This window comes from Nocardioides pelophilus (genome assembly GCF_014180685.1).
GTDB lineage: Bacteria > Actinomycetota > Actinomycetes > Propionibacteriales > Nocardioidaceae > Nocardioides > Nocardioides pelophilus.
Genome location: NZ_JACEHF010000048.1, coordinates 1 through 24,622, shown reverse-complemented (window position 1 = coordinate 24,622; position 24,622 = coordinate 1). Strand labels below are relative to the sequence as shown.

At 71.3% G+C, this 24,622-nt stretch carries 21 protein-coding genes; 16 read left to right on the top strand and 5 right to left on the bottom strand.

From position 1 onward, the window contains the following. The coding region (locus H0488_RS10465; protein WP_183099217.1) for a DNA gyrase/topoisomerase IV subunit A at positions 1 to 2,432 on the bottom strand (2,432 nt) is incomplete at its 3' end. Between the two features lie 245 nt (positions 2,433 to 2,677). Here H0488_RS10465 and H0488_RS10460 point away from each other — a divergent pair. Genes H0488_RS10460 through H0488_RS10435 form a run of 6 tightly spaced genes read left to right on the top strand, consistent with a single transcriptional unit; the run spans position 2,678 to position 9,802 of the window. Next, complete coding sequence (locus H0488_RS10460) at positions 2,678 to 4,117, top strand: ABC transporter substrate-binding protein (protein ID WP_183099216.1); 1,440 nt, start codon at positions 2,678 to 2,680, stop codon at positions 4,115 to 4,117. A 10-nt stretch (positions 4,118 to 4,127) separates the two neighbouring features. Next, entirely contained in the window at positions 4,128 to 6,119 is a 1,992-nt protein-coding gene (locus H0488_RS10455) for an ABC transporter permease (RefSeq protein ID WP_183099215.1), read from the top strand. Further along, positions 6,116 to 6,925, top strand: a complete 810-nt coding sequence (locus H0488_RS10450) for an ABC transporter ATP-binding protein (protein ID WP_183099214.1) — start codon at positions 6,116 to 6,118, stop codon at positions 6,923 to 6,925. Before H0488_RS10455 ends, H0488_RS10450 begins: the two co-directional genes overlap by 4 nt. Then, on the top strand, positions 6,922 to 7,629 hold the full coding sequence (locus H0488_RS10445) for an ABC transporter ATP-binding protein (protein ID WP_183099213.1): 708 nt from the start codon (positions 6,922 to 6,924) through the stop codon (positions 7,627 to 7,629). Before H0488_RS10450 ends, H0488_RS10445 begins: the two co-directional genes overlap by 4 nt. Continuing rightward, complete coding sequence (locus tag H0488_RS10440) at positions 7,626 to 9,266, top strand: choice-of-anchor P domain-containing protein (RefSeq protein WP_183099212.1); 1,641 nt, start codon at positions 7,626 to 7,628, stop codon at positions 9,264 to 9,266. The genes H0488_RS10445 and H0488_RS10440 overlap by 4 nt, the downstream gene beginning before the upstream one ends. A gap of 2 nt (positions 9,267 to 9,268) precedes the next feature. Then, positions 9,269 to 9,802 (top strand): hypothetical protein, encoded by a 534-nt coding sequence (locus tag H0488_RS10435; RefSeq protein WP_183099211.1) that lies wholly within the window; start codon positions 9,269 to 9,271, stop codon positions 9,800 to 9,802. Here H0488_RS10435 and H0488_RS10430 read toward each other — a convergent pair. Next, positions 9,799 to 10,104, bottom strand: coding sequence for a hypothetical protein (locus H0488_RS10430; protein WP_183099210.1), 306 nt, complete (start codon positions 10,102 to 10,104; stop codon positions 9,799 to 9,801). The genes H0488_RS10435 and H0488_RS10430 overlap by 4 nt on opposite strands. A 108-nt stretch (positions 10,105 to 10,212) precedes the next feature. On the opposite strand from H0488_RS10430, the gene H0488_RS10425 reads away from it, so the two are divergent. The 9 genes from H0488_RS10425 to H0488_RS10385 all read left to right on the top strand — a co-directional run bounded on the left by H0488_RS10425 (position 10,213) and on the right by H0488_RS10385 (position 21,457). Next, a complete protein-coding gene (locus H0488_RS10425) occupies positions 10,213 to 12,924 on the top strand; it encodes a bifunctional acetate--CoA ligase family protein/GNAT family N-acetyltransferase (protein ID WP_312856283.1) in 2,712 nt (903 codons plus the stop codon). 41 nt (positions 12,925 to 12,965) lie between these two features. Next, entirely contained in the window at positions 12,966 to 13,559 is a 594-nt protein-coding gene (locus tag H0488_RS10420; protein ID WP_183099209.1) for a DUF5998 family protein, read from the top strand. Next, positions 13,556 to 14,704, top strand: a complete 1,149-nt coding sequence (locus H0488_RS10415) for an alkaline phosphatase family protein (protein WP_312856282.1) — start codon at positions 13,556 to 13,558, stop codon at positions 14,702 to 14,704. Before H0488_RS10420 ends, H0488_RS10415 begins: the two co-directional genes overlap by 4 nt. 83 nt (positions 14,705 to 14,787) lie before the next feature. Beyond that, positions 14,788 to 15,321 carry a SigE family RNA polymerase sigma factor gene (locus H0488_RS10410; protein WP_183099208.1) on the top strand — a complete coding sequence of 178 codons (534 nt, stop codon included), beginning with the start codon at positions 14,788 to 14,790 and terminating at the stop codon, positions 15,319 to 15,321. Further along, on the top strand, positions 15,318 to 16,493 hold the full coding sequence (locus tag H0488_RS10405; RefSeq protein ID WP_183099207.1) for a hypothetical protein: 1,176 nt from the start codon (positions 15,318 to 15,320) through the stop codon (positions 16,491 to 16,493). Before H0488_RS10410 ends, H0488_RS10405 begins: the two co-directional genes overlap by 4 nt. A gap of 21 nt (positions 16,494 to 16,514) precedes the next feature. After that, positions 16,515 to 17,507: a hypothetical protein gene (locus H0488_RS10400; RefSeq protein WP_183099206.1), complete on the top strand. Its 993-nt coding sequence runs from the start codon at positions 16,515 to 16,517 to the stop codon at positions 17,505 to 17,507. A gap of 45 nt (positions 17,508 to 17,552) precedes the next feature. Further along, positions 17,553 to 18,218 carry a thymidine kinase gene (locus H0488_RS10395; RefSeq protein WP_183099205.1) on the top strand — a complete coding sequence of 222 codons (666 nt, stop codon included), beginning with the start codon at positions 17,553 to 17,555 and terminating at the stop codon, positions 18,216 to 18,218. Between the two features lie 20 nt (positions 18,219 to 18,238). Next, on the top strand, positions 18,239 to 19,411 hold the full coding sequence (locus tag H0488_RS10390) for a hydroxymethylglutaryl-CoA reductase (RefSeq protein ID WP_183099204.1): 1,173 nt from the start codon (positions 18,239 to 18,241) through the stop codon (positions 19,409 to 19,411). A 21-nt stretch (positions 19,412 to 19,432) separates the two neighbouring features. Then, positions 19,433 to 21,457, top strand: coding sequence for a M3 family metallopeptidase (locus H0488_RS10385; RefSeq protein WP_183099203.1), 2,025 nt, complete (start codon positions 19,433 to 19,435; stop codon positions 21,455 to 21,457). Here the strand turns inward: H0488_RS10385 and H0488_RS10380 are convergent. Then, a complete protein-coding gene (locus H0488_RS10380) occupies positions 21,450 to 22,256 on the bottom strand; it encodes an LLM class flavin-dependent oxidoreductase (protein ID WP_183099202.1) in 807 nt (268 codons plus the stop codon). The two genes, H0488_RS10385 and H0488_RS10380, sit on opposite strands and share 8 nt — an antisense overlap. Next, on the bottom strand, positions 22,253 to 23,080 hold the full coding sequence (locus tag H0488_RS10375) for an alpha/beta fold hydrolase (protein WP_183099201.1): 828 nt from the start codon (positions 23,078 to 23,080) through the stop codon (positions 22,253 to 22,255). Before H0488_RS10375 ends, H0488_RS10380 begins: the two co-directional genes overlap by 4 nt. A 79-nt stretch (positions 23,081 to 23,159) precedes the next feature. On the opposite strand from H0488_RS10375, the gene H0488_RS10370 reads away from it, so the two are divergent. Continuing rightward, on the top strand, positions 23,160 to 24,050 hold the full coding sequence (locus H0488_RS10370; protein WP_220794429.1) for a LysR family transcriptional regulator: 891 nt from the start codon (positions 23,160 to 23,162) through the stop codon (positions 24,048 to 24,050). On the opposite strand, the gene H0488_RS10365 is transcribed toward H0488_RS10370, so the two are convergent. After that, on the bottom strand, positions 24,051 to 24,622 hold a 572-nt coding region (locus tag H0488_RS10365), incomplete at its 5' end, for a PQQ-dependent sugar dehydrogenase (RefSeq protein ID WP_183099199.1).

The following is a 24,622-nucleotide window of genomic DNA, read 5'->3' as shown; positions in this document are numbered from 1 at the left end:
AGCGGCTGGCTGCCGGGCATGCCCGAGCCGCCACGTCGGCCGGTGGCGGCCGGGAGGTCGACCGGAGCGCCGCTCGCGGCCGCGGCGCGCGCCGGCGCCGGCCCGGCCCACGCGAAGACGAGCGTGTCCTCGCCCTTGAGGAAGCGGTGGCAGCGGACGCCGCCGGTCGCCCGTCCCTTGGGCGGGTACTCCGCGAAGTCGGTCACCTTGAGTGCGCCGGGCTCGGTGCCGGGGAGGGCGGTCGACGACCCGGACGCGGTGACGAGCACCGCGCCGTCGTCGTACGCCGGGAGGTCGAGGGCGCCGAACCAGACGACCCGCTCGCCGTCGGCCACCCGGACACCTGCCATGCCGCCGCCGGAGCGACCCTGCGGGCGCACGTTCGACGCGGGGAACCGCAGCAGCTGGGCGTCGGAGGTCACGAAGCAGAGCTCCTCCTCGCCGGTGCGCAGCTCGGCCGCCCCGACCACCTCGTCGCCGTCCTTGAGGCCGATGACGTCCCACTCGTCCTTGCCGAGCACCTCAGGGTTGACCCGTTTCACGACGCCCTGGCGCGTGCCGAGCGCGAGGCCGGGTCCGTCGGTGGCCAGCGTGCAGAGCGCGAGGGCACGCTCGCCGGCGGCGAGCGACAAGATCTCGGTCAGGGGTACGCCGCCCTGGAGGTGGGACTCGTTGGCCGACGGGGGGATCGCGGGCAGGTCGAGCACGCCCAGGCGCACCAGCCGCCCGGCCGAGGTCAGGATGCCGACCTCGCCCCGCGCCGTCGTACGGACCGCGGAGACGACCACGTCGTGGTTGGCACGCGCGCCGCCGGTGCCGACCGGCTCGTCGCTGCTGGTGCGGGCGAGCAGACCCGTCGACGACAGCAGCGCGAAGCACGGGTCGTCGGGCACCTCGAGGGGAGCCGCGGCCGCCGTCACCGCCGTGCCGGCCGACTCCAGCAGGACCGTGCGGCGAGGGGTGCCGAACGACTTGGCGACCTCGCCCAGCTCGTCGCTGACCACCCGCTTGAGGAGGTCCTCGTCGGCGAGGATGGCCTCGAGCTCCTCGATCTCGCGCCGGAGCGTCTCCTGCTCCTTCTCCAGCTCGATCCGGGAGAACCGGGTGAGCCGGCGCAGCTGCATCTCGAGGATGTAGTCGGCCTGGGCCTGCGACAGGTCGAAGACCGAGATCAACCGCTCCTTGGCGGCCGCCGAGTCGTCGCTCGTGCGGATCACCTGGATCACCTCGTCGATGTCGAGGAGGGCGATCAGGAGGCCGTCGACCAGGTGGAGCCGCTCGGCCTTCTTGTCGCGGCGGAACTGGGACCGGCGGCGGACCACCTCGTAGCGGTGGTCGAGGAAGACCGTCAGCATCTCCTTGAGGCCCAGCGTCCGCGGCTGGCCGTCGACGAGCGCGACGTTGTTGATGCCGAACGTGTCCTCCATCGGCGTCATCTTGTAGAGCTGCTCCAGCAGCGCCTCGGGCACGAAGCCGTTCTTCACCTCGATCACCAGCCGGAGACCGTGCTGGCGGTCGGTGAGGTCCTTCATGTCGGCGATGCCCTGCAGCTTCTTGCTCTGCACCAGGGTCTTGATCCGCTCGACGACCTTCTCGGTGCCGACGGCGTAGGGGAGCTCGGTGACGACGATGCCCTTGCGCCGACCGATCGTCTCGATCCGGGCGGTGGCGCGCATCCGGAACGTGCCGCGGCCGGTCTCGTAGGCGTCGCGGATCCCCTCGAGACCGACGATCTTGCCGCCGGTCGGCAGGTCGGGGCCGGGGATGAAGCGCATCAGCCCGTCGACGTCGGTGCCGGGGTGCTTGATCAGGTGGCGCAGCGCCTGGACGACCTCGACCAGGTTGTGAGGGGCCATGTTGGTGGCCATGCCGACCGCGATGCCGGTGGTGCCGTTGACGACCAGGTTGGGGATCGCGGAGGGGAGTACGGCGGGCTCGAGCTCGCGGCTGTCGTAGTTGGGCCGGAAGTCGACGGTGTTCTCGTCGATGGACTCGGTCATCGCCGCGGCCGGTGGCGCCATCCGGCACTCGGTGTAACGCATGGCAGCCGGCGGGTCGTCGCCACCGGGGGAGCCGAAGTTGCCGTGCCCGTCGATCATCGGCAGCCGCATCGACCACGGCTGGGCCAGGCGCACCAGCGCGTCGTAGATCGCTCCGTCGCCGTGGGGGTGCAGCCGGCCCATGACCTCGCCGACCACGCGCGCGCACTTCACGTGACCGCGGTCGGGGCGGATCCCCATGTCGTTGAGCGTGTAGAGGATCCGGCGCTGCACGGGCTTGAGCCCGTCACGGGCGTCCGGCAGGGCCCGGGAGTAGATGACGGAGTAGGCGTACTCGAGGAACGACGACTGCATCTCGTCGCGGATGTCGGTGTCGAGGATGTGCTCCTCGAAGTCCTCCGGAAGGGGATTGGTGGGTGTACGCCGTGCCATGCGGGCCATTCTCCCCGCCTAGTCCGACGCGCGGCGGGAGGGCTCGCCGTCTCGGGACCGGCGCCTGCATGTGGGGAGCCATGGCTCGGGCGCCCCCTGTCGTCCAGGTCGTGGCCGGTGATCGACCAGATGTGAGCCACGTCACATTTACGGCGCAGAGGTGTCCTGGGTCACAGTGCCTCGTTCTTGTTGTCTAGAACCTGTTCTAGCCGTCGCCGACGGCACTCAGACGAAGGTGCTCCCGCGTGGTCCGTGCTCGTAATGCCGTCGTCGCGACGACGATGATCATTCTCCTCGCCGCCTGCGGCTCCCGACTCGATCCCGAAACGGTGGCCCAGGCCGGCGGCCAGCAGCCGGGGGTGGACCCAGCAGCGGACACCGTCCCAGGCGCCGACCCCGGTTCCGATGTCGGCCCCGGTGCCGACACGGGTGCGGGCCCGGGGACGGACAGCGGGTCAGGGAGCGACCCGGGTTCCGACCCCGGCGCGGACCCCGACGCGGACACGGGTGCGCCCGGAACCGACGACGACGCGACGGGCAACACCAAGAAGGCCTCGTGCGACGGGTTCAAGAACACGACGGGCATCACCGACGACAAGATCGTGCTGGCCAACGTCGCCGACATCTCCGGCCCGGTGCCGGGCATCTTCGAGGCGTCCCAGCTCGCTGTGCGCGCGTACGCCGCGTTCTTCAACTCCCAGGGCGACATCTGCGGCCGCAAGCTGGAGGTGCTCCCGCTCGACAGCCGGGCCGACGCCGGCGCGGACCAGCAGGCCTACGCGAAGGCCTGCGAGGACGCCTTCGCCGCGGTCGGCTCCATGGGCGCCTTCGACTCCGGCGGCGTCGGGCCGGCGGAGGGCTGCGGCCTCCCGGACATCCGTACGGTCAGCACCACCTCGGAACGGGGCGCGTGCTCGACCTGCTTCGCGACCTACGCGACCCAGCCGTTCCTGATCCCCGACTCCTACGCCAAGTGGTTCATGAAGGAGCACAAGGACGCGACCGAGAGTGTCGGCGTGCTGTGGATCAACGGCGGTGCGGCCCCCGAGAACGCGAACTACCAGGCCGACGCCTGGGAGAAGATCGGCTGGGAGGTCGACTACCGCCAGGGGATCGACGTCGCGGAGTTCAACTTCGCGCCCTACGTCCAGCAGCTCAAGGACAAGGGCATCAAGATGGTCGTCTACACCGGCCCCTACCAGAACACGGTCAAGCTGCAGCAGGCGATGCAGCAGCAGGGCTACAAGCCGGACGTCTACCTCCAGGACCCGACGATCTACGACGCGCGCTACGTCGAGCAGGCCGGCAGCCTCGCCGAGGACGTCTACGTCTACTCGACCACCGACCTGTTCGAGAACCGCTCGAACTCCGAGATCCAGACCTACCTCTCCTGGCTCCAGCAGGTGAAGCCCGGTGCGGACCCCAACTTCTACGGGCTGTACGCCTGGTCGGCCGCCCGGCTGTTCGTGGAGAAGGCGATCGGCCTCGGCGGCAAGCTGAGCCGTTCGACGATGATCGGCGAGCTCGCTGGGACGAAGGCATGGACGGGCAACGGTGCCCACTCGCCGCAGAACGTGGGCGGGCGCGTCACCTCGCCGTGCACGATGGTGATCCAGTACTCCGGCGGCTGGCGGAAGGTGTCGCCAGGAGACTTCATGTGCGGCCAAGTCGTGAACGCCAAGTGAGACCGCTGACATGAGCTCGTTGTTCGCCTTCACGCTGCTCGGCCTGTTCACCGGCGCGGCATACGCGATCGTCGCCAGCGGGATGGTGCTGACCTACACCACGACCCGGGTGTTCAACATCGCGCACGGCGCCTTCAGCATGCTGCTGGCCTTCACCTTCTGGGACTTCACGATCCGGCAGGGGATGCCGACGCTGCTCGCGCTCGCCCTGGTGCTGCTGGTCGTGGCGCCGGCGGTCGGCTGGTTCACCCAGCGGTTCGTGGCCCGGGGGCTGGGGGAGGGTCCGGTGTCGGTGTCGCTGGTCGTCACGGTGGGACTGCTGGTGGGGATCATCGGTCTCGCCCAACAGATCTGGCCGCCGGCGCCGCGGGTGCTGCTCCCGTTCCACCCGGAGACCGGTTGGCAGCTGGGCGACACCTACGTCACCGCGCACCAGCTGATCACCATCATCTGCTCCGTCGTGGTCGCCGGACTGCTCTACGGGCTTCTGAACTTCACCCGCATCGGTACGGCGATGCGCGCGTCGGTCGACAACCCCGAGCTGCTCAAGCTCTTCGGCGGGCGTCCCGACACGGTCGCCGCCCTCTCCTGGGCGATCGGGGTGGCGCTGGCCGCGCTCGGAGGCATCCTCCTCACCCCGAGCGTGGGCCTGGACTACTACGCCCTCACGCTGCTGGTGATCAACGCCTATGCGGCGGCGATGCTCGGACGGCTCAAGAGCCTGCCGCTCACCTTCGTCGGCGCCATGGGTCTCGGGATCGCAGAGTCCTACGCGGTCGCCTATCTGCCCACCGAGGGCTTCTGGTCGACGGTCCGCCCCGTCATCCCCGCGCTGTTCCTGTTCACGATCATGCTGGCGATGCCGCAGGCACAGCTGCGGATCGGCCAGGTCAAGGGCATCGTCACGGCTCCGGTGCCGACGTTCCGATCGGCCGGCGCCTGGGGGGTCGGTCTGCTCGGCATGGTGGCGGTGGTGGTCGCGGGGCTCTCGACCTCCGACCTGCTGCTGGTCGGGACCGCGGCGACGTACGCCATCGTGATGCTCTCGATGGTGCTCCTCACCGGCTACGGCGGCCACGTCTCGCTGGCGCAGTTCACGTTCGCAGGGGTCGGTGCGCTGGCCTACGCCAAGCTCGACGAGCCCAACCTCTACGGGCTGGTGCTCGCCTCCCTGATCGCCGGCGGCGTCGGCGCGCTGGTCGCGATCCCCGTGCTGAGGCTGACCGGCCTCTACCTGGCGCTCTCGACGCTGGCGTTCGCGGTCCTGATGGACAAGATGATCTTCCAGCAGGACTGGGCCTTCAAGTTCAACGGCACCCTGCAGACCGAGCGCCTCTCCGTGGCCGGGATCAGCCTCGGGAGCGACGCGGTCTACGTGTGGGTGATGGCGCTGGTGTTCGTCGTGACCGCGTTCGGCGTGCTCGCCCTGCGCCGCGGGGTCCTCGGGCGGCTCCTCATCGCGATGCGCGACAGCCCGTCCGCGTGCGGCACGCTCGGGCTGGACCTCCGATGGTTCCGGGTGGGCCTCTTCGGGCTCTCTGCCTCGATCGCCGGGCTCGCCGGTGCGTTGTTCGCGGGGCTCCGCGGCAGTATCGGCGCGGCCGACTTCCTCTACTTCCAGTCGTTGCTGATGCTGCTGCTGGCCGTCGTCTTCGGGGTCACCTCGGTGACCGGCGCCCTGCTCGGCGGCACCGCCCTGATGCTGATGCCGGTCTGGCAGTCCTCCCATCCCGAGCTCGCCGGCCTCCTGTTCGTCGTCGTGGGGTTCGGCGCCGTCGCGCTGGGTCGGGATCCCAACGGAATCGCCAACCACCTGTTCAAGCTCGGCCGCGTCCTGCGGTCCCGCCTGGAGCCGCGGCTGCGTGAACGGCTCGACGGGCTGATGCCCCAGGGTGGCTTGGCCGAGGAACGCCTGACGGCGGCCGGGGCGTCCGACGTTCCCCTGGTGTCGGTGGGCGTCGATCCCGACCCGACCGGCAGCAAGGTGGAGGTGGACCGATGACGCTCCTCGAGGTCGACCGCGTCGTCGTCCGGTTCGGCGGGGTCGTCGCGGTCAACGAGGCCACGTTCGAAGCCGACCGTGGTCAGGTGACCGGGCTGATCGGCCCCAACGGCGCTGGCAAGACCACGTGCTTCAACGTGATCAGCGGGCTGCAGAAGCCGACCAAGGGCAAGGTGCGGTTCAAGGGCCGTTCGATCACCTCCCTGCCGGTGCACCGCCGGGCCCGTAGGGGGATCGGCCGGACCTTCCAGCGGCTCGAGGCGTTCGGGTCCTTGACGGTCCGCGACAACGTCCGGGTGGCCCACGACATCCACGCCGGGCTGACCGGCCTGGTCCGGCCGTCGTCCGCCGACGTCGAGGCACTCCTGGACCGGGTGGGGATCTGGGACTACGCCACTGAGCGTGCCGACTCGATCCCCACCGGAGCCGCTCGGCTGCTGGAGCTCGCCCGCTGCCTGGCCTGCGACCCCGAGCTGCTCCTGCTCGACGAGCCCTCCTCGGGCCTGGACGAGAGCGAGTCCGACGCGTTCGGCGCGCTGCTGCGCGAGCTGGCGGACGAGGGCCGCGCGATCCTGATGGTCGAGCACGACATGGACCTGGTGATGAGCGTGTGCGACGAGATCCACGTCCTCGACTTCGGCGCGGTCATCGCGACGGGCTCGCCGGCGCAGATCCGGGCCGACGACGGCGTCCAGCGCGCCTACCTCGGCTACTCCGACGTCGACGACCCCACGACCGAGATCGCTCCGATCACCGGGGCCCTCACCGCCCCGTCCACCGCTGCAGCCACGGAGGTCCAGGCATGAGCGTCCCGATCCTCGAGGTCGTCGACCTTCACGCCGCCTACGGACGGATCGAGGTCCTCCGGGGCGTCGACCTCGCCGTTCCGAAGGGTGCGGTGATGGCTCTGCTCGGTCCCAACGGCGCCGGGAAGTCGACGCTGGTCAAGGTGATCTCCGGGCAGAAGGCCGCGACGTCCGGGGACATCCACCTCGCCGGCGTCCACGTCAAGGGCTCCTCGCCCGACGACCTCGCCCGGGTCGGGTTGTGCACGGTCCCCGAGGGTCGCTCGGTCTTCCCCAACCTCACGATCGAGGAGAACCTCCGCCTGATGTCGTACGCCGGGGTGTCGGCCGCCGACATCATGGACACCGCCTTCACCTACTTCCCCCGTCTCGAGGAGCGACGGCGCCAGCTCGCCGGCACCCTGTCGGGCGGCGAGCAGCAGATGCTGGCGATGTCGCGAGCGCTCACCTCAGACCCCGCGCTGTTGCTGCTCGACGAGCTCTCGATGGGCCTCGCCCCGCTGATCGTCGAGGAGCTCTACGAGACCGTCGCCCAGATCGCCCAGAGCGGGGTCTCCATCCTCTGCATCGAGCAGTTCGCCCGGACGGCGCTGAAGGTCTCCGACTACGCCGCGGTCATGACCGGCGGCCGGGTCGTCGCCAGCGGTGAGCCCGACGAGATCCTCGCGACCATGGCCGACGTCGTCCTCGGAGGTGCCGCATGAGGCGCACGAAGCTGCCCGTCCTGCCGCTCCTCCGGGGCGTCGCCGCCGCTGCTGTGGTCGCCGCGCTCCTGCCGACCTCGGCCCCGGCCGCGCACAGCGAGGACGGCGAGACCGACCGGTCCGAGGAGCCGGCGGCGGCCGCTCCGGCCGGGTACGGCGGCTTCAGCACCGCCGCCTGGGCAACGCCTGTTCGAGTCGAGCTGTACGAGCCGTCCATCCCGATTCCCTCCGAGCCGCAGGTCGAGCTCAACCTCGGCTACTCCCGCGCCGAGGTCGACTCCGGCACCTCGAAGGGTCGGGCCAGCTACTTCTGGCCAGGTGGCCCCGTCGGCGAGGGGCTGCCGACCTTCGGGGATCAGCTCGGCCTCCCCCCGGAGCTCTTCGAACGGGGTTATCCCGTCCAGGTCAACTCCGGCTTCCCCTCCGATCAGGCAGCGCAGAGGGACGAGCCGTTCCCCGGCATGGTGATGCGGACGGAGTCCGCGGACAAGTCGGCCTCGGCGCAGACCGGGTTCTCGCCGGACGGCGCCGTCACCGATCCTGACGACGGCAACAGCGGCGGGAACGACGGCGGCGGGGACGACGGCGGCGAGGGCGATGCCCCGTCGGACCCTGGCCTTCCTGACCTGCCCGGTCTGCCGGGCACGTCGGCGGCCACCGCCGAGGAGACCCCGGGGGTGCCCGGTCTCCCGGCCCCGTTGGCTGCGGTCGTCGACCTGGAGGGTTACGTCTCGACCAGCCGCGCCACCGCCGTCGATGGTCCGGTGGTGAGCGCGTCGCGCGCGATCCTGGGTGACGTCCACCTGCTCGGCGGCATCGTGACCCTCAGCGGCCTCGACGTCCGCGCCCGGGTGGAGTCCGACGGCGCGACGGGCGCGAGCGGTGGACGCTCCGACTACGGGACACTGACGTTGGCGGGCCAGGAGTTCTCGATCGGCCCCGACGGTGCCATCGCAGGAGGCTCGCCGGTCAACCTCCCCGGCCTGCCCGCCGACCCCGCCACGGCGCTGCTCCAGCTGGGCATCAGCATCCAGGTCCCGGACGCCCAGCGCACGGTCGAGGGCGATCTCGCCACCAGCGTCAGCCAGGGTCTGGTCGTGGTCATCGACACCAGCGTCCTGGCGCCCCTGCTCCAGGCCCTGCCGGCCGCGGCGCTCGCCGGACTCCTCCCCGACGACGCGGGCCCGCTGAAGAGCCTTATCGGCAGCCTCGGGTCGCTGAGACCGATCATCGTCACCACCCTGGGCATCGCCACCGCGAGCGTCGACACCCAGCCGGCGATCGTCACCGAACCGACCGACCCGACCGAGGAGCCGACCGACCCGACCGAGGAGCCGACCGACCCCGGCGGTCCCCCGGGCGACACAGGTCCGTCCGGTCCCGGTGTCGACGCGCCCGAGGTCGACGCCGGCCCCGCGCCCGAGACCGACGCCTCGCCCTTCACCCCGACGTCGGCGGACGCCGGTCCCGGACTGCCTCCGCTGTTCTCCATCCCGGGGATGCTGATGCTCGCCGCGTTCGCGGGCGCCGCGTTCGCGGGCAGCTGGTTCCGACGACTCGGTGCCGCCGCACTCGGCGGCGGTGCCGCCTGTCCCCACGGCCTCGACTCCGGCCTCCCCGACCTCCGAAAGGCATGACCATGGCCAGCACTGCACTCCCGCGCGTCTCCGGCTCCTCCCGCAGCGGCATCGCGCCTCTTCGGGACAACCACTACGTCCTCCTCCAGGTCGTCCTCTTCTGGGCGGGCGCGATCCTGCTGCCCCTGGGCCTGGTCGTGATCGTCCTGGGCTGGTACGGCGCCGCGAACACGCCGTACCAGTACGACCAGCTCAGCTACCTGGTCTCGGGCGGCCTGCTCGGGCTGGGGCTGACCTTCATCGGCGGCTTCCTCTACTTCGGCGCCTGGCTCGCCCGGATCGCCGCCGACGGCCGCGAGTCCTCCAAGCGGCTGGCGGACACCCTCCTGGTCCTCGCGGACGTCACCAGCAGGGCGGCGGCCACGGACGCGCGCGGTGTCGACGTCGGCGCCATCCCGGTCACCGCTGGACAGGGAACGACCATGCACCGCCGCGACTGCTCGCTGATCGCCCACCGCGACGACCTGCAGCCGGTGGGGGAGCGCAACGAGCACCTGACCGCCTGTCGGGTCTGCCGTCCTGCCCGGACCGGCTAGGACCCTTCGCTCTCCTCGCTGCCCTCTTCGTAGAACCACTTGGTCAGCAACACGATGAGGATCACGCCGAAGGTGTCGGCGACGAGGGACACGTTGTACTCCCAGCTCCACCAGATCCAGAACTCCGAGGGCCAGCCCGACGCGCCCTTGGCCCCGTGATCGGACTGCTCGGTCAGCCAGACGTGGTGACCCGCCCAGACCGCGTGCGCCGTCTGGACCACGAGCAGGGCGCCGAGGACGAGGGACAGGCTGTGGTCGCGCCACCAGACCCCGCTGGGTTTCCGCTGAGGAAAGAGCGTCACGATCTCTTGGTACACCACCGGATGCGGAGAAGGACGGAACCCGAGCGACGGCGCGGGTATGTCGCTGCCGGTCTGCGGCGGCAGCCTGTTCGTCGCTAGATTGAGCGGGTGCCCCCCGACCACGCGACCCCGACGGGTGAGATCGAGACACCGCCCACGCACTGGGAGGCCGACGTCCTGCTCCGCGACGGTCGTACGGCGCACATCCGGCCGATCCGCGCCGACGACGAACAGCTGATGGTGGAGTTCTACTCGCGGGTGTCGGACGAGTCGAAGTACTACCGGTTCTTCTCCCCGATGCCGACGCTGTCCGAGCGGGACGTCCGCCGGTTCACCCACGTCGACCACCACGACCGGGTGGCGCTGGTGATGCTTCTCGGCGGCCAGATGATTGCGGTCGGCCGCTACGACGTCGTCGAGCCGAAGGAGGCGGAGGTCGCCTTCCTCGTCGAGGACCAGCACCAGGGGCGCGGGATCGGCCAGCTGCTGCTGGAGCACCTCGCCCAGGCCGGCCGCGAGCGCGGCGTCGAGCGGTTCACCGCCGAGGTGCTGCCCGACAACAATCGGATGATCCAGACCTTCCGTGACGCCGGCTACCGCGTCGCCAGCGGGTACGCCGACGGCGTGATGACGCTCGAGTTCCCGATCGACCCCACCGACACCGCGATCGGAGTGATGCACGACCGCGAGCACGTCGCCGAGTCGGCGTCGATCCACCGCTTCTTCCACCCCAGCTCGGTCGCGATCGTCGGAGCCAGCCGTCGGCAGGACACCATCGGACAGCTGCTCGTGCGCAACCTGGTGAACGCGGACTTCACCGGACGGGTCTACGTCGTGAACCCGTCGGCCAGCGCGGTCAGCGGGATGCCGGCCTACAACTCGGTCAGCGAGATCCCCGACGAGGTCGAGGTGGCGATCGTCGCCGTACCGGCCGAAGCCGTCACCGACGTGGTGCTCGACTGTGCGGCCAAGGGTGTGCACGGCCTGATCGTGATCTCGTCGGGCTTCGCCGAGATCGGCGAGGAGGGCCGCAAGCGGCAGCGCCACCTGGTCGGCCTGTCGCGCTCCTACGGCCTGCGGCTGATCGGGCCGAACTGCCTCGGCGTCATCAACACCGACCCCGAGGTCTCGGTCAACGCCTCCTTGTCGTCGGTGATGCCCGCGCGCGGGCGGGCCGGCTTCTTCTGCCAGTCCGGTGCGCTGGGCTCGGCCATCCTCGAGAAGGTCAAGAACCGCGGGCTCGGCATCTCCACGTTCGTCAGCGCGGGCAACCGTGCCGACGTCTCCGGCAACGACCTCCTCCAGTACTGGGAGGAGGACGATGCGACCGAGGTGGTGATGATGTACCTCGAGTCGATCGGTAACCCCCGCAAGTTCTCGCGGATCGCGCGCCGGGTCTCGCTGCGCAAGCCGATCGTGGCGGTGCGGTCCGGGCGCACGACGCAGGGCGTCCCGATGGGCCACACCGTGCGCCAGATCTCCGCCCCCCAGGCCGCCGTCGACGCCATGTTCCGGCAGGCCGGGATCATCCAGGTCGACACGCTCGAGGACATGTTCGACGTCGCCCAGCTGCTCGCCCACCAGCCGCTGCCACGCGGCCGGCGGGTCGCGATCGTCGGCAACTCCGACGCGCTCGGGCTCCTGGCGGCCGACGCCGCCTCGGCCGTCGGGCTGATCGTGAACCGGTCGGTCGCGCTCGGCTCGGACGCGACCGCGGAGGACTTCGAGGACGCGCTCGACGAGGCGATCGACGACCCCGACGTCGACTCGGTGATCGCGGTCTACATCCCGCCGCTCAACGTCTCCAGCGAGGAGGTCGCCAACGTCCTCGCGGCAGTGGGGGAGCAGTCCGACAAGCCGCTGGTCTCGTCGTTCCTCGGCGCGGAGGGCATCCCCGAGCTGCTGCGGGTCCCCGACGTGGCCGGCTCCACGGCCGGCAGGGGGTCGGTGCCGTCGTACCCGGCCGTCGAGGCCGCGGTGCGGGCGCTCGCGCGCGTCGTCGAGTACGCCGTGTGGTTGCGCACGCCGGACGGCGCACCGGCCGATCCCGGCGAGGTCGACACGGCGGCCGCCCGGCGGCTCGTGCAGGGCATCCTCGCCAAGGAGGACGAGGAGGTGCTGCTCGACGCGGAGCGCTGCGCCGAGCTGTTGGCGACCTACGGGATCGACCTGTGGCCGGCCGTCCCGGTCAGCTCGCTCAGGCAGGCGCAGGCCGAGGCCAAGCGGCTCGGCTGGAACGTCGTGCTCAAGGCGACGCGGGAGTCGATCCGCGAGCGGCCCGACCCGCAGCACGTGTGGCGCAACATCGACACCGCGAGCGAGATGAAGGAGGCCTGGGGGACGCTCACCGGTTCCGTGCCGAACCCGGCCGAGGCCGAGTTCGTGGTGCAGAAGAACGCTCCGCCGGGGGTCCCGCTCTCGATCAGGTCGTTCGAGGACCCGTTGTTCGGCCCGGTCGTGTCGTTCGGCATCTCCGGCCCGATCGTGGAGCTGCTCGGTGACTGGTCCTACCGGATCCCGCCGCTCGGCGAGCACGAGGTGGCGGCGATGGTGCGCGAGGTCAAGAGCTCTCCGCTGCTGTTCGGCTACCGCGGCGCCGACCCGGTCGACGTCGCTGCGATCGAGCAGCTGATCACGAAGGTCGCGCACCTCCAGAACGACCTGCCCGAGATCCGCGCCCTGGAGCTCTCGCTCGCGCTGGCCGGCGTCGACGGCGTGACGGTGCTGACCTCGTCGGTGCGGCTCGCGCCGGTGCGGGACCCGCGGCCGGACTCGCTCGTGCGGCGACTGCCCGACGTCACCATGACCGCGCCCGGGTGACCGCTCTGGGTTGGTCCGCACCCGCGTGACAGGATGCGACCATGCCTGATGTCCGTGCCCGCACCTCCGAGGAGGAGGACCGCGCCCCGGAGCTCCGCGAGGCGCTCGACCGCACCGGCTACTACCCGGAGGTGGTCGCGGACGCCGTCGCCGAGGCGGTCGGCGGCGAGCCGGTCGTGTCCTTCTACGTGCATCACGAGCCGACCTTCGAGCGCGACGAGGTGCGCCGCCACCAGAGCGTGATCGTGCTGACCCCGAGCCGGCTGATCCTCGCCCACACCGACGAGCACGCCGGCGACGACCTGCTGCCGGAGCCCTACACGTCGACGTCGACCGAGGCGGTCAGCCTGAGCGCGGTGTCGTCGGTGGTCGTGACCCGGATGACCGCCAACCCGACCGCCGGCCCGCAGCCGCCGGTCGAGGCCGTGCTCACCATCGGCTGGGGCGCCGTGCACCGGGTCGACCTCGAGCCCGCGGGGTGCAACGACCCGCAGTGCGAGGCAGACCACGGCTACACCGGGACCCTGTCCTCGGACGACTTCTCGCTGCGCGTCTCCGCCGCGGCCGACGGCTCGGACGCCGTGCCCGGTCTGCTCTCGTTCGCGGCCTCGTTGTCGGCCCGCACCCGCGGGTGACCGGGCCGGTGCCCGGTCCCGGGCCGCTGGCAGGGTTCTGCGACCCGGCGTACGGCGACCGGTCGCTCGGCGACGTCGTCCCCGCGGTCGCGACGGCGCTCGGCCACCCGCTCGGCGCCGCGCCGACCGGGCTGGACCTGCCGGGTGCGTCGTCGTACGTCGTGTTCCTGATCGACGGTCTCGGAGCCAACCTGCTGCGCCGGCACGCGGAGGCGGCGCCGTACCTCTTCTCGCTGCTCGCGACCTCGACCATCGGCACGGCGGGCGTCCCGTCGACCACGTCGACCAGCCTGACCTCGTTCGGCACCGGCCTGGTCCCCGGCGGGCACGGGCTGGTGGGCTTCACGACCCGGGTGCCCGGCACCGACGGCCTGCTCAACGCGTTGCTGTGGGACGCCGCCGTCGACCCCGTCGAGTGGCAGCCGCACCCGACCGCGTTCAGCCGGCTGCAGGCCGGCGGCGTCCGGGTGAGCGTGGTGAACAAGCGCGAGTTCAAAGGCAGCGGCCTGACGGTGGCCGCTCACCGGGGTGGCGACTACATCGGCGTCGACCGGGTCGGCGAGCGGATCGCGGCCGTGGTCGCCGCGTCCGCGCACCGTCCGTCCCTGACCTACGTCTACGACGGCGACCTCGACTGGACCGGCCATCGCTGGGGTGTCGCCTCCAGCCACTGGGAGCAGCAGCTGGCGATGATCGACCACGAGGCCGAGCAGCTGCGCGACGCGCTGCCGGCCGACCGCCGGCTGCTCGTGGTCGCCGACCACGGGATGGTCGACGTCGGACCGGACGACCGGATCGATGTCGCCGACGACGTCGATCTGGGCGCCGGCATCGCCCTGATCGGCGGCGAGGCCCGGTTCCGGCACCTCTACTGCACGGGCGGCGCGGTGCCCGACGTGGTCGCGACGTGGCGGGAGAAGCTCGGCGACCGGGCGCAGGTGCTGACCCGCGCCGAAGCGATCGGTCTCGGCTGGTTCGGCGCGGTGGATCCGACGGTGCTGCCGCGGATCGGTGATGTCGTCGTCGCGTGCCGGGGCACGTCCGCGGTGCTCTCGACCGACGGCTTCCCCTACGAGACCAAGCTGATCGGCATGCACGGCTCGCTCACCGACGACGAGATGCTGATCCCGCTGCTGATCGACTGATCCCGGCGAACCTTTCGCACCGCTAGCGTCGTCTGGGGTGGTGAGTGGGCGGCGCCTGTGCCGCCCCGGAAGTCGGAGGAACCATGGTCGCTCGGGACAGGGCCGCGTTCGCGGAGTTCGTCGCCGCCCGGTCGGGTGCGCTGCACCGCGCCGCCTACCTCATGGTCGGCGACGTCGGGCTGGCCCAGGACCTGGTCCAGGAGGCGCTGACGAAGACCTACGTCGCCTGGCCGCGGCTGCGCGACCCGGCCAACGCCGAGGCGTACACCCGCAAGGCGATCACCAACACAGCGATCACCTGGTTCCGCAGGAAGAGCTGGTACGGCGAGCGCCCGGCCGAGTTCGTGCCCGAGAGTGCCGCGGCCGGACACGCGGACGCGGTCGCCGTCCGGTCCACCCTGATGGGAGCGCTGGCCCAGCTGCCGCCGCGCCAGCGAGCGGTCGTCGTGCTCCGCTACTACGAGGACCTCACCGAGGCCCAGACCGCCGCCGTGCTCGGCTGCGCGGTCGGAACCGTGAAGAGCCAGGGCGCCGCGGCGCTCGGCAAGCTCCGCGACCTGATGGGCGACGAGCTCGATCTCACCGACCTGATCAACAACGAGGGGGCGCTGGCATGACGACGCAGCTCAAGACCCTGATGGACCGCGCGGCCGACCTGGACTTCGCCGCCGTCGACCTGGACGCGATCACCGGCGCGGGCGACCGCACGGTGCGCCGCCGGCGGGTCGCGACCGGTGTCGCGGGACTCGCGGCCGCGGCCGTCGTCGCCACCGGTGCCGTGCTCCTCGGCGGCGACGACGGCGACACCAAGACCGACTTCTCCGACGACTCGTTCGTCACCGACGTGCCGATGTGGACCGAGGGAAGCGTCCTGCACACGCCGGAGCGCACCTACGACCTCGGCATCGACGTGCTCTCGTTCGTGCGCACCAGCGAAGGAGTCGTCTTCACGAGCCAGATCGGCGAGGAGACGCTCGGCGTCTACTCGTTCACGGGGGAGGGCGAACCGGAGCTGATCGGCGAGACGGGTGACCCGCACCTCCGGTCGGACCCCGACGGACCGTTCGCGGGTTGGTTGGACCAGTCGGGCGACCGTGCGGAGGCCGTCGTCATCGACCAGGAGTCCGGCGAACGGGTCTGGAGCGCTCCGGCCCGCCTCGAGCACTCGTTCCCGATCGTGGCGATCGACAGCGGCTCCGCCTACCTCGCCGACGCCGACGAGCACCCGACGCACGTCGTCGACCTCGGTTCGGGCGAGGAGGACGACCTGGGCAGCTCGGGGCTCGGCTTCGTCGACGCCGAGGGCGAGCTGACGGCGTACCTCCTCGAGAGCCCGGGCGGCGCGGACCTCGGGCTCGAGATACGCGGCGCGGACGGTGGCCCCGTCGAGATCCGGAACGACGACGGCGGCTACGGGGTGTTCTCACCCGGCGGCCGGTGGATCAGCGCCGCCGCGGAGGACGTCAGCGTCTACGACACGGCGACAGGCGAGAGCCTCGACCTCGGCGCCACCGGCGACCGCGAGGGGTTCGGCTACGCGTGGGCCGACGTCGACACCTTGATGGTGCTCACCGACGCGGGCGAGGCTGACGCGCTCGACATGCTGAGCTGCGAGATCCCCAGCGGTGACTGCACTCCGATCGCGTCCTTCGACCTCGCGTCGGGGACCGTGTTCGCGATCCCCGACAGCGACATCCTCTGGAGCATCGCCCGGGACGAAGGTTCCGCGAGCGAGGTCGAGGTGGAGGCGTCAGCCGCGGAGGCCTCGAGCACCGAGCGCCCGGAGTAGCGGCTCTGACACGATCACCGCATGACGAGGCCGAGGTGCTGGACGGCCGGGGCGGTGCGGGTGGCGGTGGCCGCCGTTGCCGTGGCGGGCACGACCGTGCTGGCCGGGTGCGACGACGAGGAGGGCTCCGGCCGCGCCGACCCCCCGGAGGTCAGCGTCGCCGAGGGTGAGTTCGACCCGGACGTGCCGACCTGGACGGTCGGCAGCACGCTGCTCACGCCCGACGCGTCGTACGACCTCGGCACCGAGGTCCTCGCCTACGTCAGGACCAGTGTCGGCATCGTCTTCGTCGCTGAGTACGAGGAGTTCGTCTACTCCTGGACCGGCGGTGAGCCGGTGAAGATCGGGGAGACCGGCTTCGGCGGCCAGATGCTGTACGGCGACCCCGAGTCGCCGTACGTCGGCTGGCGCCAGCGGTTCGGAGGGGGCGCGCGTGTGGTCGTCTACGACCAGCGCCAGGGGCGCCGGGTCCTGGAGGAGAAGCGCTCGTCCGAGCTGGTTGCGATCGACGGCAAGGACGTCTACCTGCGCTACGCGGTCCTGAAGGTCGGGGTCCGCCGGATCGGGCGGCCCGGGACGGAGCGGGTCGAGGAGCGGGTGGTCGCGGCGCAGGACGGCGTCCGGGCGTTCAACACCGACACCGGGATGCTCGTCGGGCCGGACCAGGAGAGCGCCCGGCCGCTCGATGTCCGCGACGACCCGACGGACGCCGTGTTCTCGCCGGACGGCAGGTGGGTCATCGTGAACGACGGTGGGCTCGAGGTGTTCGACGTCGGGACGGGTGAGCGCCACGAGCTCGAGTACGACGGCGACCCGCAGGCCGGCGGGTTCGAGTGGCTCGACACCGACACCTTCCTGGCTCAGGGCACCCGGGACTTCACGAGCCTCAGCCTGCTGGAGTGCGTGGTCTCGGAGGCCACCTGCCGACTGATCACCGAGGTGCCGATCGACTGGGAGCACGGCCCGCTGGTCGCGTTCGCCGACGGCACGTCCCTCTGGGCCACCTTCAACTGACCGCGGACCGCGGACCCGCGCGCCGCTTCTGGCATCCTTCACCGCGTGGCGGAGCTGACCTTCTGGACGGGCACGATGGACGCGGGGAAGTCGACGCTCGCGCTCCAGACCAACCACAACCACGCCGCGCGCGGCCGGGTCGGGAAGCTGTTCACCTCCCACGACCGGGCGGGGGTGGCGACGGTGTCGTCGCGGCTCGGACTCACCGCCGAGGCGCACGAGGTCTCCCCGGAGTTCGACTTCTGGCGCACCACCGTCGACGCGCTGACCCAGGGCGCACGGATCGACTACTTCGTGTGCGACGAGGCGCAGTTCTACACCCGGGAGCAGATCGACCAGCTGGCCAAGATCGTCGACGAGCTCCAGATCGACGTCTTCTGCTTCGGGATCCTGACCGACTTCCGCACCCAGCTGTTCCCGGGCTCGGCCCGGCTGGTCGAGCTCGCCGACCGCACCGAGGTGCTCCAGGTCGAGGCGCTGTGCTGGTGCGGCAAGCGCGCAACCCACAACGCTCGCACCGAGGACGGCGTGATGATCACCGAGGGCGAGGTGATCGTCGTGGGCGACGTGGATGCGCCGGTCGACGTACCGGTCGACGAACCGGCCGTGGTGTCCTACGAGGTGCTCTGCCGGCAGCACCACCGCCGCGGTCTCACCGCGGCCCGGGCGCGAGCGGTCTCGTTGGCGCCCGACCCGCTGCCGTTCGGCTGACCTGCTGGCATCCTCCTCCCATGACCTCCCGCAAGATCCCGCGCGATCGCACCGACGACTACGCCGAGCCGGCGATCAAGGCCCGGCAGGAGTTCGTCCGCGAGCACACCGGCGCGACGCTCGAGCACGTCTCGCGGTACTCCCTCGACCCGACGACGCTGCCGGGCAACGTCGAGAACTTCTTCGGGGTGGCGCAGGTGCCGATCGGGCTCGCCGGACCGCTCCTCGTCAACGGCGAGCACGCGCAGGGGGAGTTCTTCGTCCCGCTCGCGACGACCGAGGGAACGCTGGTCGCGTCGTACAGCCGCGGCATGAAGCTGTGCCGTGATGCCGGCGGCATCACCACGACCGTGCTCGACGACAAGATGCAGCGCGCGCCCGTGTTCAGCTTCGAGAGCGCGCGCGAGGCGCGAGCGTTCGCGGAGTGGCTCACGGCGAACTTCGAGCCGATCGCCGCGGCCGCGCAGACCACGACCACGTCCGGGAAGCTGATCGAGATCCAGCAGTTCGCGGTCTCCAAGCTGCTCTACACCCGGTTCAACTACACGACCGGTGACGCGGCCGGGCAGAACATGACCGGCAAGGCGACGTTCGCCGCCTGCGCCTGGATCAAGCAGAACTACCCGGGCGAGGTGCACTTCCTGCTCGAGGGCCAGTTCGCGACCGACAAGAAGACCTCGGTCGTCAACATGCTCCACACCCGGGGCAAGCGGGTGGTCGCCGAGATCACGCTCCCCGCCGCGCTGGTCGAGGAGCAGATGAACGTCACCACCGACAAGCTGTGGGCAGCGCGCCTGCGCGGCCAGCTCGGCGCGATCATGTCGGTCACCAACAACAACGGCAACCACTCCGCCAACGGCATCACCGCGCTGTTCATCGCCACCGGGCAGGACGTCGCCAACGTCGCGGAGAGCTCGGCGCTCTACGGGTTCACCGAGCTGCTCCCGAACGGCGACCTCTACGCCTCGGTCACGCTGCCTGCGCTCATCATCGCCACGTACGGCGGCGGCACCGGCCTGGCCACGCAGCGCGAGTGCCTGGAGCTCATGGACTGCTACGGCACCGGCAAGGTGCGCAAGCTCGCCGAGATCATCGCCGCGACGGTGCTCGCGGGCGAGCTCTCGCTCGGTTCCGCGGTGGTCGCGGAGGAGTGGGTGCAGGCTCACGACGATCTCGGTCGCAATCGGCCTTAGCCCCGACCTAGGGTGGGCCGTATGCACCCCCTGTTGCAGCCCAGCGACCTGCCCCACCAGCTGCCGAGGTTCGCGGACTTCTCCGACGACGACTTCGGCCCGGCCATCGACGAAGGGATGGCCGCCCAGCTCGAGGCGGTGGCGGCGATCACCGCGAACCCCGAGCCGGCGACCTTCGACAACACCCTGGTGCCGCTGGAGCGGAGCGGTGAGGGACTGTCGCGGGTGCTGCGGATCTTCTCGAACAAGGCGAGCGCCGACACCAACGAGCAGATCGACGAGCTGCGCGCGTCGTACGCCCCGAGGCTCGCGGCGCACTCCGACGCGATCGCGCTCGACCCTGCGCTCTTCGAGCGGCTGCTCGCGGTGCACGAGCAGCGCGACTCCCTCGACGCCGAGGCGCGCTACCTGGTCGAGCGCTACGTCGTGGAGTTCACGCTGGCCGGCGCGGCGCTGGCGGAGGACGACAAGGCGCGCCTGCGCAAGCTGAACGAGCAGATCTCGGCCCAGGAGGCCGCCTTCGAGATCACCCTGCAGGCCGACACCAACGACCTCGCGGTCGTGATCGACGACGAGTCCGACCTGGCCGGTCTGACCCCGGGCGAGGTCTCGGCCGCGGCTGCCGCCGCTGCCGCGCGTGGGCTCGACGGCAAGTGGCTGCTGACCCTCGTCCTGCCCACCCCGCACCCGCACCTCGCGTCGCTGACCGACCGTGAGGTGCGGCGCCGGCTCTCGGAGGCGCAGCGCGCGCGGGGGAGTCGCGGTGGTGCCCACGACACCCGGCAGATCGCGCTCGACATCCTGCGGATGCGCGCCGAGCGGGCCCAGCTGCTCGGGTTCGCCAACCACGCCGAGCTGGTCACCAAGGACAACACCGCCGGCTCGCCGGCCGCGGTCCGCGAGATGCTCGCCCGGCTCGCCCCGCCCGCTGCGCGCAACGCGCGCCGCGAGCAGGAAGCTCTGTCCGCCGAGGCCGGCTTCGCGGTGGAGGCGCACGACTGGCCGTTCTTCGCCGAGCGGGTCCGCACCGCGCAGTACGACGTCGACCTGGCCGCGCTCCGCCCGTGGTTCGAGGCCGAGCGGGTGCTCCAGGACGGGGTGTTCTTCGCCGCCAACCGGCTCTACGGGCTGACCTTCACCGAGCGCCCCGACCTCGAGGGCTACCACCCCGACGTCCGGGTGTTCGAGGTCGCAGAAGCCGATGGCACACCGGTCGGCCTCTACCTCCTCGACCTCTACACCCGCGACTCGAAGCGGGGCGGCGCCTGGATGAGCAGCTTCGTCAACCGGTCCGCGCTGCTCGGCGTCGAGACCGCCGTGGTCTTCAACAACCTGAACGTGCCGAAGCCGGCTCCCGGCGAGGCCACGCTGCTGACCTACGACGAGACCCGCACGCTGTTCCACGAGTTCGGCCACGCCCTGCACGGCCTGTTGGCGCGGGCGACGTACCCCCGCTTCGCCGGCACCGCCGTCTTCCGCGACTTCGTCGAGTACCCGTCGCAGGTCAACGAGATGTGGATGCTGTGGCCCGAGGTGCTCGGCAACTACGCGGTGCACCACGAGACCGGCGAACCGATCCCCGGCGAGGTGGTCGAGCGGATCGAGGCGTCGTCGACGTTCAACGAGGGTTTCGGCACCAGCGAGTACCTCGCGGCCGCGCTGCTCGACCTGGCCTGGCACGAGCTCGGACCCGACCAGGTGCCCACCGACCCGGCCGAGGTGCTGCGGTTCGAGGCGGAGGCGCTCGCCGCCGTCGGGCTCGACAACCCGGCCGTGCCGACCCGCTACTCGACGCCGTACTTCGCGCACAGCATGAGCTCGGGCTACGCGTCGGCGTACTACTCCTACATCTGGAGCGAGGTGCTCGACGCCGACACCGTCGCCTGGTTCAAGGACAACGGCGGCCTGACCCGCGAGAACGGCGACACCTACCGCAAGCACGTGATCGGCATCGGCGGCACCAAGGACCCGCTCGCGTCGTACGCCGAGTGGCGCGGCCGCCCGGCGCCGATCGAGCCGCTGCTGGAGCGCCGCGGGCTCACCTGAGCGGGCCGTCGGCGATCAGGCCTCGCATTCGATCGACCGTCAGACCCTCGGCCTCCACGTCGGTGACGCACCAGGTGGCGCCGGCGGCGACGTACGGCCTGGGGTCGGTGCCGGGCCCGATCGCCGCGACGAAGTCGTACGCCGCGCCCGGCTCGTCGCGCAGCGCGGTGACGGCCGCGACCTCCTCCGCGAGCTGGTCCGGACCGGCGAGGTTGACCGGGAAGAACCCGTCGTGCCGCGCCGCTCGCTGGCGCGGGCGGGCCTTGCCCGGAAAGCCCGCGACCCAGATCGGGATCGTGCTCTGCGCCGGCCGAGGCAGGAAGCGCACACCGTCGACGAGGTAGTGGTCGCCGCGGTGGTGGACCGGCTCGCCCGACCACGCGCGCCGCACCACGTCGAGCGCCTCGTCGAGCATGACCGCGCGGGCTCGCTCGTCGGTCTCTTCGCCGAAGAGGGAGAACTCGCCGCCGAAGCGGTCCGAGCCGAGGCCGGCGCCGAGCACGACCCGGCCGTTGCTCAGCAGGTCGAGGGCGGCAGTCTCGCGGGCGAGCTTCGCGGGTCGCCGTCGGGCCACCGCGGTCACCAGCGTGCCGAGCCGGATCTGGTCTGTCGCGGCGGCGACCGCGGCGAGCGAGATCCACGGGTCGCCGGCCGCGGCGACCGGCTCGTGCCACCGCAGGTGGTCCCAGACGAAGAAGCCGTCCCAGCCGGCCGCTTCCGCGGCGGCCGCGAGGTCGGCCGCGACGCGGGGGTCGGCAAGGTCGTCGAAGAGCGGCACCCAGACCGCGGACCGGCTCATGAGGTGTGCTCGAGGAGCGCCGGTACGAACAGGGGCCAGGTCGGCGGGGGCACGTCGTGCCCGGTGGCGGGAAGCACCAACAGCCGGGCGTCGGGGATCGCCTCGACCAGTGCGTCGCCGTGAGGCGGCGTGAACACCGGGTCGACCTCTCCTTGGACGACGAGGGCCGGCACGGCGATGTCACCGAACCCTCCGTTCCGCGGTGCGTCGAAGTCGATGAGGTAATGGTTCGTCAGGGTCGCGGCCGCGGGACCGCCCCGGGCGAGGTCGCGGACGACGAGCTCGCGGGTCACCTCGGGATCGAAGTGCGGCGATCCTCCGGAGTACGCCGCCATCGCGCTCACCAGGTAGTCCACGACCTTCTCCTCGTCCGAGTAGTCAGGCTCCGGCGGGAACGCGGCGTGACCCATCGGGACCTCGCCGGTCGTCGTCGTCACGAAGGTGACGGTGGCGACGCGGTCGGGGTGGTCGACGGCGAGCGCGAGCGCCGTACCGCCGGCCATCGACCGACCCACGACGTGGGCGCGTCCGATGCCGAATGCGTCGAGGACCGCGACGGCGTCCGCGACGAGATCGCTGTGGGCGTAGTCAGGCCTGCCCGCCGGACAGTACGTCGAGCGCCCGGTGTCGCGGTTGTCGAACCGGATGACGTAACGCCCTCCCGCCGCCAGCTGGTCGCACAGCTCCTCCTCCCACCAGAGCATCGAGGCGGAGGCGCCGTGGATGAGCAGGATCGCGGGGTCGGCCGGGTCGCCGAACGCCTGCGCGCACAGCTCGACCTGCCGGCCGTGACTCCGGACGGGGATCAGGATCTCGGGGTTCATGCCAGCAACGCTAAGCAGCGCAGAGATCCATGAAAAGCGATTGTTTGCGCTAATAGTGATCGCATTTTACGATGAGTCGGTGCTCGAGCTCCGCCACCTCGCCGCTCTGGCGGCTGTCGCCGCCGAGGGGACGTTCGGCCGCGCCGCAACCCGGCTCGGCTACACCCAGTCCACGTTGAGCCAGCAGGTTGCCGCGCTGGAGCGGGCCGTCGGCGGCGCCGTCTTCGACCGACCTGGTGGCCCGCGGCCTCCGCAGATCACCCCGCTCGGCCGGATCGTCCTCGAGCACGCCGACGTCGTGCTCGAGGCCGCCCGCGCCGCCGACGACGCGATTGCCCGCTTCCACGCAGGTGGCGGCAGGGTCGATGTCGGCACGTTCCAGACCGTCACGAACGTGCTGTTGCCTCCGGTGGTCGCCGCACTGCGCGAGGAGCAACCCGACTGCGACATCAGGCTGGTCGAGGACGAGACCGGCACCCCGGACCTGGCCGGGCTGGACCTGATGTTCTTCGACGATCCCGGCCGACCGGACCTCGACCGGGTCCGGATCCTGGCGGACGAGCACGTCCTGGTGGCACCGCGGTCGTTGTTCCGTGCCGGCCCTGTCGCCGTCGAGAGGCTCGACGGCATCGCGATGATCGGGCTCCCGCCGATCTGCGACCAGGGGCGGGTCGAGGAGCGCCTCGCCGAGCTCGGAGCGCACCCGCGGTTCGTGTTCCGCACGGCGGACAACCAGGCCGTGGTGTCGATGGTGCGCAGCGGCCTGGGCTGTGCCGTGCTCCCGCTGCTGGCCTGCGGCTCGGCCCGCGACGACGCCGGCGTCACCATGCACCGGCTGCGGCCCGCGCTGCCGCCGCGTGAGATCTATGCGCTGTCGCAAGGATCGTTGTCGCCGCTCGCCGCCCGGCTGCGCGCACTCAGCGTCGAGGCAGGTCGAGACCTGACGGCGACCGGAGCCTGTCGGCTGTGATCAGCGGACGGGGCGGACCCTCAGGATCTTGTCGGTGCCCCCGCCGTTGGACGTCGTGACGAGTAGTGAGCCCTTGTAGGCGGTCACGCCGCGCAGCCGGCCGAACTGGCGCAGCCGCTCCGGGCCGCGCGTCCAGCGCAGGTCGCCGTCGGCGTCGAACTTCGCGAACATCAGCCGCTCGCCGGCGAGGCAGCCCACCGCGAGGGCGCCGGCATACCTGCCCCAACCGCGACCGCTGACGAACGCGGCGCCGGAGGTCGCGATCGTCGGGTTGCCGGAGCTCCACCGGGCCGCCCACTGCTTGCCGGGCAGTGAGAAGTCGGTCATCGGCACCGACTCGTCGTAGCCGGGCACGGGGTTCCAGCCGAAGTTGCGGGCGCCGCCGAGCCGGTTGATCTCGTCGTCGCGGTAGCTGCCGTGCTCGACGGACCAGAGGGTGCCGTCGCGTCGCTGGGCGAGGCCCTGCACGTTGCGGTGGCCGTAGGTGTAGATGAAGCGCTTCCGGCCGTCCTGGTCGGCCCACGGGTTGGTCGGCCAGGGGCGGCCGGTCGCCGGGTCGAGCCGCAGCGTCT

Coding starts and splice junctions, on each gene's coding strand:
- H0488_RS10405 (WP_183099207.1), top strand. CDS start 15,318: ATGACGACGCAGCTCAAGACCCTGATGGACCGCGCGGCCGACCTGGAC.
- H0488_RS10390 (WP_183099204.1), top strand. CDS start 18,239: ATGACCTCCCGCAAGATCCCGCGCGATCGCACCGACGACTACGCCGAG.
- H0488_RS10385 (WP_183099203.1), top strand. CDS start 19,433: ATGCACCCCCTGTTGCAGCCCAGCGACCTGCCCCACCAGCTGCCGAGG.
- H0488_RS10435 (WP_183099211.1), top strand. CDS start 9,269: ATGGCCAGCACTGCACTCCCGCGCGTCTCCGGCTCCTCCCGCAGCGGC.
- H0488_RS10440 (WP_183099212.1), top strand. CDS start 7,626: ATGAGGCGCACGAAGCTGCCCGTCCTGCCGCTCCTCCGGGGCGTCGCC.
- H0488_RS10410 (WP_183099208.1), top strand. CDS start 14,788: ATGGTCGCTCGGGACAGGGCCGCGTTCGCGGAGTTCGTCGCCGCCCGG.
- H0488_RS10375 (WP_183099201.1), bottom strand. CDS start 23,080: ATGAACCCCGAGATCCTGATCCCCGTCCGGAGTCACGGCCGGCAGGTC.
- H0488_RS10445 (WP_183099213.1), top strand. CDS start 6,922: ATGAGCGTCCCGATCCTCGAGGTCGTCGACCTTCACGCCGCCTACGGA.
- H0488_RS10400 (WP_183099206.1), top strand. CDS start 16,515: ATGACGAGGCCGAGGTGCTGGACGGCCGGGGCGGTGCGGGTGGCGGTG.
- H0488_RS10380 (WP_183099202.1), bottom strand. CDS start 22,256: ATGAGCCGGTCCGCGGTCTGGGTGCCGCTCTTCGACGACCTTGCCGAC.
- H0488_RS10420 (WP_183099209.1), top strand. CDS start 12,966: ATGCCTGATGTCCGTGCCCGCACCTCCGAGGAGGAGGACCGCGCCCCG.
- H0488_RS10450 (WP_183099214.1), top strand. CDS start 6,116: ATGACGCTCCTCGAGGTCGACCGCGTCGTCGTCCGGTTCGGCGGGGTC.
- H0488_RS10455 (WP_183099215.1), top strand. CDS start 4,128: ATGAGCTCGTTGTTCGCCTTCACGCTGCTCGGCCTGTTCACCGGCGCG.